This is a genomic window from Opitutaceae bacterium (assembly GCA_015075305.1).
GTDB lineage: Bacteria > Verrucomicrobiota > Verrucomicrobiia > Opitutales > Opitutaceae > UBA6669.
Genome location: JABTUS010000005.1, coordinates 307,929 through 325,227, shown reverse-complemented (window position 1 = coordinate 325,227; position 17,299 = coordinate 307,929). Strand labels below are relative to the sequence as shown.

The 17,299-nt window shown below is 61.0% G+C and carries 13 protein-coding genes and 1 tRNA gene; 7 read left to right on the top strand and 7 right to left on the bottom strand.

Going from position 1 to position 17,299, the window contains the following annotated elements; all coding sequences use genetic code 11:
* Nucleotides 1-5: 5 nt before the first annotated feature.
* The gene (locus tag HS122_11945) at nucleotides 6-2,693 is read right to left on the bottom strand and encodes a response regulator (GenBank protein ID MBE7539113.1); all 2,688 of its coding nucleotides are present in this window, start codon (nucleotides 2,691-2,693) and stop codon (nucleotides 6-8) included.
* A 234-nt stretch (nucleotides 2,694-2,927) separates the two neighbouring features.
* Nucleotides 2,928-3,003, bottom strand: a tRNA-Phe gene (locus HS122_11940).
* Between the two features lie 161 nt (nucleotides 3,004-3,164).
* Between HS122_11940 and HS122_11935 the strand changes: the two genes are divergently transcribed.
* Nucleotides 3,165-5,357: a TonB-dependent receptor gene (locus HS122_11935; protein MBE7539112.1), complete on the top strand. Its 2,193-nt coding sequence runs from the start codon at nucleotides 3,165-3,167 to the stop codon at nucleotides 5,355-5,357.
* Between the two features lie 69 nt (nucleotides 5,358-5,426).
* Nucleotides 5,427-6,008, top strand: coding sequence for a pseudouridine synthase (locus HS122_11930; GenBank protein MBE7539111.1), 582 nt, complete (start codon nucleotides 5,427-5,429; stop codon nucleotides 6,006-6,008).
* Nucleotides 6,009-6,077: 69 nt separating this feature from the next.
* Here the strand turns inward: HS122_11930 and HS122_11925 are convergent, their stop codons facing one another.
* From HS122_11925 to murJ, 3 genes are all read right to left on the bottom strand, one after another.
* Nucleotides 6,078-7,142 (bottom strand): alkene reductase, encoded by a 1,065-nt coding sequence (locus tag HS122_11925; protein MBE7539110.1) that lies wholly within the window; start codon nucleotides 7,140-7,142, stop codon nucleotides 6,078-6,080.
* 86 nt (nucleotides 7,143-7,228) lie between these two features.
* Nucleotides 7,229-8,206: a bile acid:sodium symporter gene (locus HS122_11920; GenBank protein MBE7539109.1), complete on the bottom strand. Its 978-nt coding sequence runs from the start codon at nucleotides 8,204-8,206 to the stop codon at nucleotides 7,229-7,231.
* A 23-nt stretch (nucleotides 8,207-8,229) separates the two neighbouring features.
* A complete protein-coding gene (gene murJ / locus HS122_11915) occupies nucleotides 8,230-9,903 on the bottom strand; it encodes a murein biosynthesis integral membrane protein MurJ (protein ID MBE7539108.1) in 1,674 nt (557 codons plus the stop codon).
* 39 nt (nucleotides 9,904-9,942) lie between these two features.
* Here murJ and HS122_11910 point away from each other — a divergent pair, with 39 nt between their 5' ends.
* Together HS122_11910 and HS122_11905 are read left to right on the top strand one after the other, a co-directional pair.
* Nucleotides 9,943-10,974 (top strand): phosphate acetyltransferase, encoded by a 1,032-nt coding sequence (locus tag HS122_11910; protein MBE7539107.1) that lies wholly within the window; start codon nucleotides 9,943-9,945, stop codon nucleotides 10,972-10,974.
* On the top strand, nucleotides 10,961-12,190 hold the full coding sequence (locus HS122_11905) for an AAA family ATPase (GenBank protein MBE7539106.1): 1,230 nt from the start codon (nucleotides 10,961-10,963) through the stop codon (nucleotides 12,188-12,190). The genes HS122_11910 and HS122_11905 overlap by 14 nt, the downstream gene beginning before the upstream one ends.
* 40 nt (nucleotides 12,191-12,230) lie before the next feature.
* Here HS122_11905 and HS122_11900 read toward each other — a convergent pair whose 3' ends face one another.
* Nucleotides 12,231-12,887 (bottom strand): hypothetical protein, encoded by a 657-nt coding sequence (locus HS122_11900; GenBank protein ID MBE7539105.1) that lies wholly within the window; start codon nucleotides 12,885-12,887, stop codon nucleotides 12,231-12,233.
* An 18-nt stretch (nucleotides 12,888-12,905) separates the two neighbouring features.
* Nucleotides 12,906-13,514: a DUF4013 domain-containing protein gene (locus tag HS122_11895; protein ID MBE7539104.1), complete on the bottom strand. Its 609-nt coding sequence runs from the start codon at nucleotides 13,512-13,514 to the stop codon at nucleotides 12,906-12,908.
* Between the two features lie 38 nt (nucleotides 13,515-13,552).
* Here HS122_11895 and HS122_11890 point away from each other — a divergent pair, with 38 nt between their 5' ends.
* The 3 genes from HS122_11890 to HS122_11880 all read left to right on the top strand — a co-directional run bounded on the left by HS122_11890 (nucleotide 13,553) and on the right by HS122_11880 (nucleotide 17,261).
* Nucleotides 13,553-14,440 (top strand): polyprenyl synthetase family protein, encoded by an 888-nt coding sequence (locus HS122_11890; protein ID MBE7539103.1) that lies wholly within the window; start codon nucleotides 13,553-13,555, stop codon nucleotides 14,438-14,440.
* A gap of 82 nt (nucleotides 14,441-14,522) precedes the next feature.
* Nucleotides 14,523-16,373 (top strand): mechanosensitive ion channel, encoded by a 1,851-nt coding sequence (locus HS122_11885; protein ID MBE7539102.1) that lies wholly within the window; start codon nucleotides 14,523-14,525, stop codon nucleotides 16,371-16,373.
* 81 nt (nucleotides 16,374-16,454) lie between these two features.
* Entirely contained in the window at nucleotides 16,455-17,261 is an 807-nt protein-coding gene (locus HS122_11880; protein ID MBE7539101.1) for an Hsp33 family molecular chaperone HslO, read from the top strand.
* Nucleotides 17,262-17,299 lie beyond the last annotated feature (38 nt).

Sequence of the window (17,299 nt, the reverse complement as noted above, 5' to 3'; positions counted from 1 at the left end):
AGGATTCAATTGAAGCTCAGCGTGGATGACGCCAGGGCTTGCTCGGATGAGGCTCTTCGAAGTTGCAATTGCCCGTGGGCGCGGACGAGCGCCTTGGCGACAACAGCGGGGCGGATGGGCTTGCTGATGTAGTCATCCATTCCCGACTCCATGCAACGATCCCGATCGCCTTGCATCGCATTTGCGGTCATGGCCACGATCCACGGACGATTTGTCACAGGGTGGAGCGCCGAGATTCGCTGCGAGCATTCCAGTCCATCCATCTCCGGCATTTGCACGTCGAGAAAAATGAGATCGAATGACTGCTTTGAGAGTGCTGCGAGCACTTCAATGCCGTTGGAAACCCGCTCGATCTTGTAACCCAATTTCCCAAGGAGGAGCGAGGCGACGCGTTGATTGACCGCATTGTCTTCAGCGAGCAGGATTCGAAGTGGAAACTCCTGGGCGAGAAGCGCGCCGCTGGCTGCCGGTGCAGCCGATCCATTGGTGGGGGCATTCTTGTCAAGAATCCTGGCCAGTGCCTCGCACAATGTCGCAGCCTTTGCAGGTTTCGTCAGGACCCGTGCAATTCCCTGGTCCTTGAAACCGGCTCCCGAGTCGCCGAGCGAGGTGAGAGCAACAATTGGGAGCTGTTCCTTGGTCCGTCGCCTGCGGAGCTCGCGAGCCAGTTCGTAGCCGTCCATTCCGGGCATTTGGACATCGATGATCGCAAGGTCGTACGATTTGCCGCTGTCGATCCACTGGATTGCCTCCGGACCCGAGCTCGCGGTTTCGGGAGCCAGGCCCCAGCGTTTTGACTGAAGTGAAAGGATGCGGCGGTTGGTGGCATTGTCGTCCACTATCAGGAGCCGGCGGTCCTTGAGGACATGGTTGTTGTTCTGGTCCCGCGGTCCGGGAACGAACGGCGCGGCTTCAAGTGGCACTTCGAACGTGAAGGTGGTCCCCTGACCGACGACCGAATCGACCCAGATGCGTCCGCACATCAAGTCGACCAAGCGATGCGAAATGGCGAGCCCCAGTCCCGTGCCACCGTACTTGCGAGTGGTCGAGGCGTCGACCTGACTGAAGGATTTGAAGAGCCTGTCCAGCCGGTCCGGGGGGATGCCGATCCCGGTGTCTCGCACCGAAACGTTAAGCCGGGGCTGGCCATTGTCCGTCGTGCGCTGGCTTACAGTCACGAGGATTTCACCCCGTTCGGTGAATTTCACCGCATTGCCAATCAGGTTGATCAGGATCTGGCGAAGCCGTGTAAGGTCGCCCACGATGCACGGGGGGACGTCATCCTCAATCCAATACAGCAGATCCAGCCGCTTTGCCGAGGCGGGACCGGCGGCGAGATCGATGGCGCTCTCCACGAACTCGCGCAGATTTACGGGTGTTCTCTCCAGTTCCAGGTGGCCCGACTCGATCTTGGAGTAGTCGAGAATGTCGTTGATGATTGCGAGAAGCGCGTCGCCGCTCGTGCGAATGGTTTCCGCGAATTCGCGCTGGGTGGCATCGAGCGTCGTGTCGAGCAGCAGGTCGCTCATGCCGATGACTGCGTTCATGGGCGTGCGGATTTCGTGGCTCATGTTGGCCAGGAACTCCGCCTTGGCCGTCGCCGCCGCGTGTGCATCCCGGGCGAACTTCTCGGCACGGGCGGTGGCCGCCCTCAATTCCATGTTGCGTTTTCGAATGGTCTCCTCGGCCTCCCGTTGTTCGGTGATGTCTATGTTGCAGCCCACCACGCGTTGAGGAATGCCGGTTTCGCTCCATTCAGCGATGAGCACGGAGGCGAGCACCCAGACCGTGCGCCCATCCTTGTGGACGAAGCGCAAGGTCGCGTGATAGGGTTTCGCTCCCCGACTCTCAACGAGCTCCCTGTACAGTTTTTCGGCGGTGATGATGTCCTCCTGATGCAAGTGACGCCTCCATTCGTCCGGAGAGTTGGGGAACTCCTGATCGTCGTAGCCGAGCATGCGTTTGTAGCTCTGGCTGTAGAGGAACGTATTGGCCATGGGGTTCCAGTCCCAGTAGCCGGCAAAGGACGACTCGAAGACCTTCAACAGCAGGGCGCGCTCCTGCTTCACCGCATGCTGCGCCTTTAGCCGTGCCGTGATGTCATAACGAATGGCGATATAGGTTTCAATCTTCCCGTCATCGTCGAAAAAGGGCACGACGGTGGAGTTGTCCCAATAAAAGGATCCATCCTTCCGGCGATTGCGAATATGCCCATGCCAGGTGCCGCCCCTGCCTATTGTTCTCCACAATTCCGCAAAGAATTCGGTGGAGTGATATCCGGAATTCAACAGGCGATGATTCTGGCCTATGAGCTCTTCACGAGAGTAGCCGGATGCGCGGCAGAAGGCGTCGTTGACGTCGGTGATTGCGCCGTTCGGATCTGTTATCGCGACAGATGCATGCTCGTCGATGGCATGACGCATTTGGTTCGAACGGCGCATCAACGAAGAATACTCCTCTTTTCCGAGAGAAACCTCCCGCTCGGATTTGCGGCTTTGATCGAGCAGTGGCACGATCGCCAGCCGGATCACCAGCGCCGCCAGAATGCCGAAAATGAGAGCGCCGGGAACAATTGACACGGCCGGGGAGTCCCCTTGCAGGCGTCCTCCGATTGCATTGGCGGCAAAATGGGCACCCACCATGCCGGCGAAGGCGAGAAGACCGAAGAGCCATGGATTTTTGCGAGGTAACACCGGCATCTGGGAATTCAGGAAACTCAATCGAATCCCTCAGGGAATGGTGCAATCGTCCACGGGAGCTGGGAACTGGAAGATCATGGGCAAGGGATTAAATCGGTTCCCCGTGGAGCGTCTGGAGTATAAACTTATAACCATTTGGCACGCATGAGCATCTACATATTCACGTCGCTCATGAAATCCATTTTCGCCCACATCATCGGGATTGACCGCACAACCTTGCGCGGCGGATGGTGGCAAGACCCGGAATCGAACCGGGGACACAAGGATTTTCAGTCCTCTGCTCTACCAACTGAGCTATCTTGCCAGATCTGTGAGGGTGGAGAGGAAAGGGCGGGAAGCGGTGTCGTCAACAGGGATTTTGCGTGCAACGCATTCGCCGATCGCAAGGAGCCTGCCGCAAATTTGCAGTCGCCCCAAAATACTCCTCGGCATTGCATCGGATGCCGCTCTTCATTTTCGGTATCCATGGCACGATTGATCGGCTGTCTTATTCTCCTTGGTCTGCTTAAATGCGCCGATACCCGGGTGTGGGGAAGGGTGCCCTTGTCGGAAGAGAATGCCGTGCGCCTGGATCCGCTACTGGTGGGAGCCGAGAGCGAGGACATGAACTATGACGCCACGGGCATGGGTTCGATGGAGGCGGAGATGACGGAACCGCCCTTCTCAAACGACATGATCATGTCGAACTCGGAGGATTCTGAGAATGTGGGGGAAATCAACATGGAGCTTGGCTTGATCGCCGCCACGTCGCCTGCGGATCTCGTTGCCGGGGTGTCGCGCCTCAATCTGCGGGGATTTCCAACGCCTCGGCTGCGCAATGGATTTTCGCAAAGCGGCGTGCCCGAGGTGGTCAACGGCCGCGGAGGCGATCGAATCCAGGGGCCTCTGACACCAGTCCTTGGGAAGGCGGCGCCCGGTGGCATTGAAAACACGATGACCGCCCGCCCCCGGTCCACCGCGTACAGGCGCCTGTCACTGCTCGCCACGAGTGCGCGGGATCGGTACGCCGAATTTGAGATAAACACCCCGCTGATTCCGAAGAGGGCGTGGCAGCGGCTGGATGTGAACCTGAGGGAAAAAATGGGCCCTGAGGCGTACTCCTACAATCGCACGCATTCGGTGAGCGGTGCGGTCACCCTGCGGCATTCCCGTGCGGCGAGCACGATGATTCAACTGGACTACGTTGACGTCAGGGCGAATCCCGGCTCGGGCGTGCCTGAATACCGGCTCACGCGGACAGGCAAGGTGGTCGGGCCGTACCGCCCGCTCGCCTATTTCCATGTCAATGGACCCGATGCGGTCATCAACAAGCGTGTTGCGAGCGCGAGCGTGCAGTTTGAGGGGCAGCCGACAAAGGCTCTCAGCCTGCGCGCGGGAGCGCAGTGGTTCCGGCGTGAAATCGAGGACGATCGTTTCACCAAGGGCGAGTATCTGCTCGACACGGGGGTTTTTGCCGGCACGCGGGAGGCGCAGCGGCAGGAGCAGGAGGTCGATGTGCTTGTGGGGCAGGTTGACGCGACTGCCCGTTTGTATGCGCTGGGAGCGGACCACAAGGTTCTGGCCTCACTGGAGTCGTCGCGCGTCGGGTACGATCGTGTTCATCGCGGACTTGATGCCGCGGAGCGTGCGGCGCTTCCCGAGTCGGTGCGGCGGTTCAACCCGTTCAATCCCGACTATTCCCGTCCTGTTTTCGGTCCCGACACCTACCGTCGCATCATTGCCGACCGCACGGAGACAACAGGCTACACCTCGGCGGTTCTCACCGAACGCATGGCCTTGAACGGTGGCCGCACGGTGCTGGCGCTGGGTCTTCGATATGATGTCGTAGATCTCAAGGTGGATGACCGGCGGCCTGGAGTCTCCCTTCCCCACATCTCGGACGGCACCCGGGAGCTCACCTGGCTGGGCGGAGTGAACTACCAGCTTGTGCCCGGTCGCTACCTGGTGTTCGCAAACACGAGCACGGCCTTCGAGCCTTCCACGCGGGTTGATGCGCGCACCAATCGGATCCAGGGAAACGAAACGACGAGTGGCGTGGAGGCTGGAATCAAGGCGCTGCTGCATGCCCGCACGTTCACGGCAACGCTTCTGGGTTTTCAATACACCAACAAGAATATTTCCCGTCGCAATCCGCTGCTCGACGATCCCATTGCGGATGCGAACCACACCCAGCCGCAGCTTGTCGCCGCCGGTGAGGAGCAGTTCACCGGGGCATCGCTCAATCTGCGCTATGTCCCCGCGCCCCAATGGATCCTCTCCGGGCTGGTCACCTACACACGCGCGCTCACTACTGCGTCCCCGGACCTCCCGTCGGAAGTCGGACGCCAGCTCAGCCGCCTGCCTGCGCGAACCGCCGTGCTGAGTGCGCGGTATGTTTTTGGCCAAGGAAGATTCAAGGGGCTGTCGGCGGGCCTTTCATCAACCTACGTCGGCAGTTATGTCTACAGCTACGAGGACAGGAACCGCGAATTTCTCGCGTTTCCCGACTATGTGCTGTTCACGGCAAATGCCGGCTATTCGTGGTCCAGGCCGAAAAGCAGATTCAGTCAGAGTGTCGGCCTCAGCGTGCGCAACCTGCTTGATCGCGACCTTGTCGCTCTGCTGGCGCGACCGGGGCAGCAACGCACGCTGAACTTCAGCTATGCGGCGACGTTTTGACCTGCTGGATTCCCGCCTGCGCCCGCGGCGCGGGGTCGGCATTCGGTCCACGCACAGGCTTGCTCATCCGTGCTGATTGCGTTCAACAAACCCTACGGTGTGCTGTCGCAGTTCACTCCTGAGCCGAACTCGCGATGGGATACGCTTGCGCGGTTCAGGCTTCCTGGAAACGTCCATCCGGTTGGACGACTGGATGCGGATTCGGAGGGGCTGCTTCTCCTGACGGACGAGCCCGGACTCAACTCGCGGCTGCTTTCACCGGCGCAGGGACATTCGCGGGAATACTGGGTGCAGGTGGAGCGCGTGCCTTCCGATGCCACGTTGAAGAAACTCGCTTCGGGTGGCATTCGAATCGGGGGTCACCTGACGCGACCCTGCGCTGTTCGCATCCTGGATGCCGCGGAGATGAATCTGCCGCCCCGAATGCCGCCGATCCGATTCAGGCGGAATGTGGCCGATGCGTGGATTGCACTGACCCTGACGGAGGGGAAGAACCGGCAGGTGCGGCGGATGACCGCCGCAGTGGGGCACCCGACACTTCGGTTGTTTCGAGCCAGGATTGGAGAGCTCGACATTCAAGTGCTCGGTTTGGCTCCGGGCCGGTGGAGGAAACTCGGCGACGAGGAGAGCGCGAGGATCTGGCGCAGATGAGGAAGCGGGTGCAAATCGAGACCTGCGACTCGATTTCGAACCGCGGTGTGGAAAGACGCCGGTGACGGGCTACGAGGCGAGTGCTGGATAGTCGGTGTATCCACGGCGACGGTCTCCCTCCAGAACGTAGAAGGTTGCCGAATGCGGTGCAGTCAGGGGAGCTCCCGTCTGCATGCGCCGGGGAAGATCCGGGTTGGAGATGAAGAGCCGCCCCCAGGCCACGGCGTCCGCATTACCGGCGTCGATCTCGGCGGTCGCTGTGACCTGGGTGAAACCGTCGTTCGCGATCAGCGGGCCGCCAAACGCCTTTTTCAACGCGGGTGCGAGCCTGGGTTCGGACAGGCTTTCGCGCACGCAGAGAAAGGCGAGTTTCCGCTTTCCCAATTCTTCTGAAAGGTAACCGAATGTTTCGGCAGGATTGGCATCACCCATGCCGTGACTGTTTCCACGAGGCGCAAGATGATAGCCGACCCGGTCGGCGGGCCAGACCGAGAGCACGGCGTCGGTGACTTCGAGCGGAAGGCGAGCGCGATTCCGGACACTTCCGCCGTAGGCATCGGTTCTTTGATTCGAAGCCGACTGGAGAAACTGATCGAGCAGGTAGCCATTGGCACCGTGGAGTTCCACGCCGTCGAATCCAGCGCGCAGGGCGTTTTCCGCCCCTTTTTTGTACGCGGAGACTATCGCAGGGATCTCGTCGCGAGCCAGGGCGCGCGGTGTCACGTATGGCCGGTGCGGCCGGAGCAGGCTGACTTGTCCCGGTGCGGCAATCGCGCTCGGAGCGACGGGCGTGGCTCCGCCAATGAGGCTAGGGTCGGACACACGCCCCACGTGCCAGAGCTGCAGCATGATTCTGCCGCCGGCGGCATGGACTTCACGGGTGACGATCCGCCAGCCCTCCACCTGTTCGTCGCTCCAGATGCCGGGAGTGTCCGGGTAGCCCACGCCCATGGGATCGACCGAAGTGGCCTCCGTGATGATGAGGGCCGCCGACGCCCGCTGCGTGTAATATTCCGCATTCATCCGGTTCGGAACACGACCCGCCGCGGCGCGGCAGCGCGTGAGCGGCGACATGATGATGCGATGGGGAAGCCTCAGGGCACCCAGTTGGAGCGGTTGAAAGAGAATGGACATGAGGGCGATGAAAGGCGCGGGAGAGTGCGATGCGCTTGTGCGATGCTGCTCAGATTTCCTGAGAAGTCGACGAGGCCGTGAAATACTCAGGACCCCGAATTGGATGAGCGTCCGCCCCATTTCCCCGCCAGTGAAGCGCAAATTATGAGCTGCAACTGGTGATAGACCATTATGGGCAGCAGGATCAGTCCGATTCCCGGATGGCTTCCGAAGATCAACTGCGCCATGGGCACTCCTGATGCGAGAGTCTTCTTTGATCCGCAGAAGATCGCCGCAATACGGTCTTCCTCCGAGAAATGGAGAGCTCTCGAGACGGCGTTGACGAGACTCATGACGAGCGCGAACAGTGCGCACGATCCGAGGGCAATCCCGGCGATCATGCCGGCGCCTTGATTTGTCCAGACGCCCTGCTTCATGGAATCACAGAAGGATGTGTAGACAAGAAGCAGGATGGTGAGGCGATCAACGAGGCTGATGTATCTTCTGTACCGCGCGGCAAGTTCGCCGAGGAACGGCCGCAGGCACTGGCCCAGCACAAGGGGGAGCAGCAGCCAGATGATCAGATCGAGAATCACGGTGCCGAGCCGCAGCCGCTGCCCGCCGGTCGTCAGCAGGAGTCCGATCCAAAGGGGAGTGACAAAAATGCCGATCAGGCTCGAGAGAGTTGCATTGAAAACGGCACCCGCGACATTGCCCCTTGCGACCGCGGTCATCGCGACGGAGGAGGACACGGTCGAGGGCAGGGCGCACAGAAAAAACACGCCCGTTCTCAATGCGGGCGAAAGCCGTCCGCCGACGGCCCACAGGGTTGCCAGCCCGATGAGCGGAAAGACTAAGAATGTGGTGATCTGAACAACGAGATGCAGCCGCCACTGGACGGTACCCGCCTTCAGCGATGCGAAGGACAGGGTGAGCCCGTGAAGCAGAAAGATCAGGGCGATGCCGGCCTTTGTAAGGATTTCCGGATACAGCCAGCCCCCACGGGCGCCCGGATCCGGAAAAATCCAGGCCAGCGCCACCGCGGCGGCCATGCCGCCCAGAAACCAGTCGACCTTCAGTCTCATGACGAAACGATTCCGGGCACGCCTCAGGCCGAAGGCGGAGCCTCCCTCCTGCGCACCAGGAGCCGCAGCAGTCCGGTCGAGCCCTCGATCCGCATTGATGCAATGGCGAATCCATAGACGGTCACGCCGATGGCGATGATTGCCCCGATCCGAACAACGTCGTGCAGCGTGCGGGTTGAGAGGTATCGCATCGAGACGTGGTGGGCGCCGTAGACCGCGGCGCTCATGATTGCCGTGGCGACCAGAATCTTGAGGAGATCCGGGGCCATCGGGGCGAAACGAAGCTCATGCCTGCGGCGTGAAAGCCGGTGCTGCAGGTAGACAGCCTGGAACACGACCGCCAGATTGCCGGCCAGCGCGAGGCCGATCGTCCCCAGCCGGTGCATCAGCAGCAGGCTGAGCGCGAGATTGATCAGAAAGCTGAAGAACGCTGCGTTGACCGGAGTGAGCGTGTCCTTCTGTGCGTAGAACGCGCGCAGGAGCAGATTGACGAAGGAGAAAAAGGGGAGGCCGAGAGCATAGACCGCGACCACCGGCATCGTCAGCGCGGTGTCGCTCGCGGAGAATTCCCCGCGCTGAAAGAGCAGGCGCACGATCGGGGTGGCGAGCAGCGCCAGGCCGGCGGCTGCGGGGATGTTCATCACCAGTATGAGCCGCATGCCCTTGCCATAGGCGGTCGCCATGCCGGTCCAGTCGCCAAGCGATGCGTAACGCGAGATGAGCGGAAAGATCACGGTGGTGACCGCGACGGCGAAGAGTCCGATCGGAAGCTCCATCAGGCGGGAGGCCAGGTTGAGCACGGTCGCGGACGCATCATCGAGCGAGAGTCCAATGAATCGTGAGACGGCCATGTTCACGAGATAGATGGCCGATCCAAACAAGGTGGGTGCCATCAATCGTGCGATTGCGTTTACGCGCGGGCTCAACCGCAGGTCAAAACGCGGCCGCCAGCCGAGCCGCATCAGGGCGACGCCGGGCACAAGCATTTGGAACGCGCCGCCGAGGAGCACACCCATGCAGAGCCAGCGCATCCTGCCTGGATCCCCGTCGCCCCATCCAAACGTCACGGCCGCCCCGAGCAGCGCGAGGATGGACAGGTTGAGCCAGATGGGGGAGAGGGCGGGTTCGAGAAAGCGCTGCAGGGTCTGGAGCGCCGCGCCCAGTGCGGCGGCCGCGCACACGAGGATGAGGTACGGAAAGAGCCAGATGGCCAGCTCGGCGGCCAGAAGCCAGCGGGCGACGGTTTCCGGGCGGGCGCCCCAGCCATGACTGTGCTGTGCGGCCTCTGTTGCCGCGAGCAGGACGACAATCGACAGTGTTACGATGCCTGTCGTGGCGACAAGCAGCCAGGTGAAGACCTGACTGAGCAGTTGAAATGCGCCGGCATGCTGGCGCTCGCCGAGTTCCTCATGCAGGGTTGGAACGAACGCGGCCGTCAACGCGCCTTCACCGAGCAGCCGGCGGAAGAGGTTGGGCAGGGTGAATGCGGTGGTAAACGCGCTGGCGAGTGCTGATGTCCCGAAAACGGCGGCGATGAGGGAGTCCCGCATCAGGCCCAGCACGCGCGAGACCATTGTCAGGACAGAAACCAGCCCGATGTTCTTGAGATTCTTGGACAACAACCCTTTGTCAGCAGGGGAAGCGGCGTTAGCAATTCCGGAGTGAGGGTTGAACCACGTCCGGCCCGCCTCGGACATTGACGCTTCAGATGCCAGCACGCAGCGTGAAGCATCGACATGCCGCTACTTCCCACGTTGATCGACCGACTCCAGCGCCATCCCAAGCGGGTGGTGTTTACGGAGGGCAACGACCCGCGGGTCCTGCAAGCGGCCCGTCAGTGGGTGACCCGGCGGATGGGTGCGCCAGTTCTTCTTGGAGGGAGAACGGCGATCAAGGAGTCTGCCGCGCGCCTTGATCTGAACCTTCAGGGCATGCGCATTATTGACCCCGAAAGGAGCGAGGATCTCGGTTCCTTTGCCGCTCAGTTCGAAAACCTGCGCCGTGCGAAGGGCATGACGCTTGAGGTGGCGAAGCGACTGATGCTCGACACCAGCTATTTCGGCACGATGATGCTCGTGGCCGGGCAGGTGGACGCCCTCGTTTCAGGCGCCACGGTCAGCGCATCCAGCGCGCTGCGCCCGATGTTTCAGATCATTCCGAGGCTCGAGCATGTGCAGACGGCGTCCTCGCTCATGATACTCGATTTCGAGGAAAAACAGGTGGGCAGCGATGGCACCTTGTTCCTTGCGGACTGCGGGGTAATTCCGGAGCCGACCGCCGAGCAACTGGCGGACATAGCCATTTCGACGGCGGTGATTGCGCGTCATCTCACCAATGATCTTCCGCGTGTCGCCATGCTGAGCTGGGCGTCCCACGGCACTTCGCAGCAGGCTTCAGTCGTGAAGATGCGTGAGGCGACTGAACTGGCCAGACGCAAGGCGGCGGCCGCGGCGCTTGCGATGGAGATCGACGGGGAATTGCAGGCTGACGCCGCGCTTGAAAGCACAGCGGCCGCCATGAAGGGCGTCACCGGACCCGTTGCCGGACGCGCCAATGTCCTCATTTTTCCCGATCTGAACTCCGGCAACATTGCATTCAAGCTTGTCCAGAGCCTGGCTGGCGGAAATGCATTCGGTCAGATCATCACGGGCCTGAGCCGGCCGGCCGCGGAAATCAGCCGCGGGGCCAGCGCCCATGATGTTTTCGGTGCGGCTGCGATTGTCGGCTGTCAGGCCATTGACCGGCGCCTACTCCATGGCAACTCCTGAATCACGCGCGAATCCCGCGGTGCCCGCAGCGGCGGACAATTCGGCGACCCGCCCGGCGGCCGAAGTGCGGAATCCCTTCACGGCTCCGCCGCTGCCATTGCAGACGGCGCCGACCAACACGGTGACAAAACGACTGTTTGTCGCAGCCACCCGGATGAATGACGGCAAGACAACAACCTGCCTGGGTCTCTATGCGGCGATGCAGGGCATCTATCCCCGCGTGGGATTCATCAAGCCGATCGGCCAGAGGTTCGTCACGGTCAAAGGGCATCAGATCGATGAGGACTCCGTGCTTCTCGACACGATCTACGACGTGCACGTGCCGATCGAGAGCATGAGCCCCGTCGCCGTCGACGGCACGTTTACGCGGAGGTTTCTGAAGGATCCGGAACCAATGCTGGCCGAACTTCAGGACCGGATCTGCCGGGCCTTCGACCGGGTGTCGTGGGAAAAGGACTTCACGCTGATCGAGGGTACCGGACACGCCGGGGTGGGCAGCGTGTTTGATCTTTCGAACGCCCGCGTGGCAAAGATGCTTCGAGCCAGGGCGCTGATGATCACTCCTGGCGGAATCGGACGGCCGATCGACGAAATTGCCATCAACAAGGCGCTTTTCGATCGCGAAGGCGTGGAGGTTGTCGGCGTGATACTCAACAAGGTGGAGACGGAGAAAATTCCGCTCGTCGCCGAGTATGCGGGCAAGGGACTGGCGCGTTTTGGAGTGCCGCTGCTCGGCATCATTCCGAAGCAGAATCTGCTCACCTCCCCGAACCTCACCCAGGTGGCCGAGGAGATCGGTGGACAATGGCTCAATGCGCCGGCGTCAAGGTCGGTGAATCGGATCAAGAACGTGATCATTGGCGCAGGCACCGCCAAGGGAATCATCGACAACATGGAGCCGGGCACGCTGGTGATCACCCCCGGCGACAGGGAGGACATCATCCTTGCCGCTCTGCTGAGCGGAAGGATCGCGGGACGGCGTGCAATCGCGGGACTCGTTCTCACGAATGACATCGCGCCGCATTCGACGCTCCTGGATCTTCTCAGGCAGACCGAGATTCCGGTGATTCTGGCGAATGAGGAATGCTTCACCATCACCTCGAAGATTCAGGGAATGACCGTCAAGACGCTGCCGGAAGACACCGACAAGTTTCCCGTGATCAAGCAAATGGTGCTCGATCACGTGGACCTTGAACGCCTGCTTGCCAGCGTCTGAAGCGACAGTCGTCCGGCGGGATGCGAGGTGCTGCCGAAGCTCAGGGAAGAGTGAGCTGAAGCTGTCTTCCCTCGATGGAGGCCGCCGAAAGTTTTCTCCAGCCATCAAGAACGTCCTGAGGAAGCGGATGGGATTCGGCGATGTAATGCAGCACCCGCGGGGCGAGGCCGGGGACTCGGTGTGTCGCGAGGGAGCCGAGGAAGAGTTCGTGCGGCTGGTAGATGAAAGTGCCCGCGCTGCGCTCGAAGACCCCGCGCGCCTGAATGATGACAGGCAAGGCGACTCCGAGAAAATTCACCGTGGTGGGCGCCGCGATTTGAAGGGTGCCGTCCGCCACGCGGAAATTGATCTTGCCTGGGACGATGAGAGCGGAACTTTCGTCCGACGGTGGCTTGAAGGCATCGGCTGCCCAGGCGTTCAGCTCCTCCTCCGTCAACTGGAAGCTGCCGGACTGTCCCTCCACGAGGATCTGGCGCTTGCGCATCCACGCCCGCGATGCGGAGGAGCCTGTGGCACCCGGATAGTAGAACACTGAGCCGGGTGGAGCCGTTTCAGACAATTCCTTCGCGACAACCACCGGCTTGAAAACGAGCCAGACGAATCCGAGGGCGACGCCCGCGAGCAGGCTCAGGCCAATTCCCAGAATAACCTCCGTCCAGCCGGGGCCATGGATGGCTCGCTGATTTCTAATTTCCATGATGGGTGCTTGCGGCGATCACATTGAACGGGGCTGAGATTTGCGAGATTCTTCCACGAAGCGGTAATAGGCGGCGTAGTAGGTGAAGCTTCCAGCCAGCCCAGCGAAGACGGTGAACGTCATCAAGGGATAGCCGGCGGCCAGAAATCCGATCAACGCCAGTGTCGGTATGATGAATCGCGCACGACTCGAGCGAAGCATGGCGCCCAGCACATAAATTCGGAAGGCATCGCGATAGTCCTCCCTTTTCTGGTACCGGTAGATTCCGGCGGCGGTGAGTGGGCCGGCGAGCATGATGGCCGGAATTATCGGCACATAGATGATCACACCGTAGGCCATCCAGCGCAGTGGCCATGTCAGGATCCAGCAGAGGAGAATCGGCAGGATTGTCAGTACTGCAAATATGATGAAAGCGGCGACGCCTTGGGAGAACAACCGCCGCCAGTTGTCCCAGGCGGGCCATGAAAACGATTCGCCCCGGCGTGCGTTTGCGATCATCTCATAAAGATATCCGAATGCAAAGAAGTGCGCTATGGGTATTAGCATCAGGATCGCCCCAAGCAGGCATTTGGCGAACCATGACTTGTCGCTGAAAAGGCGTTTGCAAACGAGTTCTAGCGTCGGCATTTCGGCGGGTAACGTGTCAGGAGGGTGGCTTCTTGTCCATGGACTTCACAACCAAATTCAGCGTTATGGCATCGCGGGTGGAAACGGGTATTGATCTGCACGTTCCGCGTGCATCGGCGCGGCCCGTTCGCCTGCACGAGGCCATGCGGTACAGCCTTGAATCCGGAGGCAAGCGCTTGAGGCCCATTCTGGTTCTCGCCGCCGCCGAACTATGCGATCCATCCGGTCGCTGGGATCCGGTGCCGGCGGCGGTGGCGGCCGAATGTGTGCACACCTATTCCCTTATCCACGACGATCTTCCGTGCATGGATAATGACGATCTGCGCCGCGGACGACCCACGGCTCACCGTGCCTACGACGAGGCGACCGCACTCCTCTCCGGAGATGCGTTGCTGACGCATTCATTTTTTCTGCTCGCTTCTTCGTACGGCAATGATCCCAAGCTTGCGCTGACCTTGGTCAAAACGCTGGCGGAGGCGGCTGGCAGCGAACGGCTGATTGGCGGCCAGATCGAGGACTTGATGGCTGAAAATCAGGACCGCATCGACGGCGATGCGCTGCAGTTCATTCATCTCAACAAGACCGCTGCAATGTTCGAGGCTGCGCTCGTGATGGGTGCGAGCCTTGGGGGAGCGACACCCTCCCGGATCGAGCGGATTCGCGAGGCCGGCAGACACCTGGGACTGGCTTTCCAGATTGTTGACGATGTCCTGGACGCCACATCCGATACGGCCACGATTGGAAAGACTGCCGGAAAGGATGCCCGGGCGGGCAAGGCGACCTATGTCCGACTCTATGGGCTGGAACGGGCGAAGGCGCTGGCGGGGGAGGCTTCCGCCGCCGCAGAGGATGCGTGGCGGGGGGTTGAAGGCGATACGGAGTTTCTCATCGCATTGACGCGATTTCTGACCAATCGAAGGAAATGAGGAGGACACGGGTGTAGGCGGCCGAGTGCGGAGTCGCCTCTGTTCTTGTCCTTTTGCGAATTTGCGGCTGTGCTTCTGCAGCGTGACCCGCCCCAGCATTTTTCCGGTCCATCTCCAGGTTCTCGGTGTTGCCGTTGCGTTGGTGATTTGTTCGGCAGCCAAGGCCCAGATGCGCGATGAGGATCGCATTGCCGAATTGAAGGAGCAGGTTCAGGCGATGGATGGCGTGGTCCAGGCCGCGAAGAACGCATCCGAGAAGACGAAGCTTGAGGTCAAGCTGCAGCGCCTTCGCGAGGAACTGAAGATCCTTGAGGACCGTCTTTCGATCGAGACCCGCCAGAAGGCCCTTGGGAAGAAGACCTACACAAGTCCGCTGGGTGCGTTGCGGGAGGAGCTGAGGGGAGTCGATCTGACAGCCGAGGATGCCGAAAAGAAGGTGAGCGACCTGATCACCCGCCGGAAGGCTGTCAGCGAGGCACGGGATGCGCTTTCAGCCCAACTGGCCGCCATGAAGTCGCGCGCCGAGCCGGATCCCGCGCGCGAAGCTGACATTTCCGAGCAGATTTATACGCGCGGCGAGGAACTGCGGGCGCTTGCGCTGCAGCGTGAGGCCGCCGAATTCGGAGTGGATCTTGCACGGCAGGCGGACCAGCTGCGCGAACGCATCAAGACGATCGAACGGAGCGCGAAGCCCACTCTGCGCGCGCTGTACGAAAGCTACAACTATCTGACGGAGGCGCGAAAGTCCGGCGACCGGCTTTCGCCGCTCTTTTCCAATCTGGGCCAGAATCTGCAGCTCAGCGAAAGCGCGCTGGCGCTTGGGCAGCAGAAGCTCGCCAAGTTTGACGAGGAGGTTGCCCTGCTGGACAAGCAGACCGGCTTTTTCTCAAGCAATCCAAAGGTTGAGCGGCTGCTTGCCGCCCAGAAGAACCAGAAGAAGGCGATTGCCGAGCGACTGACTTTTGTCACCGCCCAGGTCGAGGCGCTCAAGGACTCCAAGGATCTGCTTGAGAGGCAGCGCACGCTCGACTCCCTGAATCTCGCGGTCGCGGAGGACCAGTTCAAAGCCGATACCGGGGCCTACCTTGCGCGGCTGCGCTGGCCGGTGCTCACGCTGGTGGGATTCGTGGGATTCTATCTGGTGGTGTCGCTGCTGGCCCTGCCGTTCGTCTACAAGAATGAGAGCCTGTTCCTTGCGCGCCGACTGACGCGATATGTCATGGTCGTCATAGCGGTGGGGACTATCGCCAGCTTTCTTTTCGATGATCTGTCCATGGTTGCGGCGACAATGGGGATCGTGAGTGCGGCGCTGGTGATTTCGCTTCAGGATGCGTGCGCGTCGGCCTTCGGCTGGGTGGTCATCATGATTGGATCGAAGTTTGGAATCGGCGACCGGCTTCAGGTGGATGACTGCTGCGGCGACGTGATCGACATCCAGCTCCTTCGGACGACCCTGCTCGAGGTGAATGGCTGGATGGGATGCGACGAACCGACCGGGCGGGTGGTGCTGGTTCCGAACAATTTCATCTTCAGGACGAAGATTTTCAATTACAGCCATGGGCATCCCTACGTCTGGGGAAGGCTCAATGTCACAGTCTCCTTTGACAGCGCGCCAAAGGCCGGAGCCCTGTTTCAACGCGTGCTTGCCGAGGAGACTGCCGCGGAATTCGCCGCGGCGCGCACGGCGTCGCAGCGTATGCGCCGGCGCTATGGCGTTGCTGATGCGGCCTACGAGCCCCGCGTGACCTCGGCCATCACCGGCAACGATGTGATATTTGCGCTCTTTTACGTGGCGCATTTCCGCAACGCATCGACTCTGCGCGACCGCATAGAACTCCGTCTTATCGAGGAACTCGCCAAGGTGCCCGCGATTCAGCTCGCCGTGACCAGCATCCAGGTGTCGCACGTGAATCCACCGCCGGCGCCGACCTGAGCCTGAGGCGGACCGATCGAGGAGGGGAATCCTGGTGCTTTGATTCGACAAAGCTCCGGGAGCTCCATTGCTTGATCGACGATGCCTGAATCGAATCCAGTCAATGCCGCGGATCCCGGATTGGAGGTGCGCACCCATTTCGTGCGCAAGCGCAACGTGCTGCTGGCGCGCGCGGATTTCAGCCAGTTGTACGTCGACTACTACCTTCACCTTTCGGATCAGTCGATCCGGGTGGATCCAGTGCATGACCGCATGTTCAAGCGTGCGCTGGCGGGTTTTGTGCTTCATGCCGCCTCGCGGCCATGGAACGAAACCATTGCGTGGACGATCAATTTTCAGAGTCCGCTGGTGAATCTTTTCATCACGGGCGACAACCACGATGGCAGTGTCACGGGCCGTGTCTTCGATGAAAACGTGAAGGAGCTGCCCGAGCCGGTTTTTTACTGCGATGTCGTGCGTGACGGAGAGCCGCCGCGTCGAAGCGCCGTCGGCTTTTCCGGCGCCGACCCCCTGGTTGCGGCGGAGCGCTTTTATGAGAAAAGCGAGCAGCGCCGCGGCCGTTTTTTTCAGGTCAATGAGGAGGAATTCTGCCTTGTCGTGGAGCATCCCGATTGTGATGTCGAATGGCTTGACGCCCTCACGACGGAGCAGGTCAGGGATCTGACTGCATCGGAGACGCTCTCGCTGCTCGAGCGACGGATCTTCCGCTGGCACTGCGGCTGCAATCAGTCCCGGATGATGGAAGTCCTGGATTCCGCGTTCCGGAGCGACCCCGAGGCGTTGTTTGCCGGAGGCGAGGTGCTTGAAATGCATTGTCCGCGCTGTGGCGCCCGGCACAAGATCACGCGGGAATCAATGGAGGCGCATGTCGCCGGAACAACGGAATGACGACTTTCCCCGAAGTTCAACCGGGCTGTTCGCCCCGC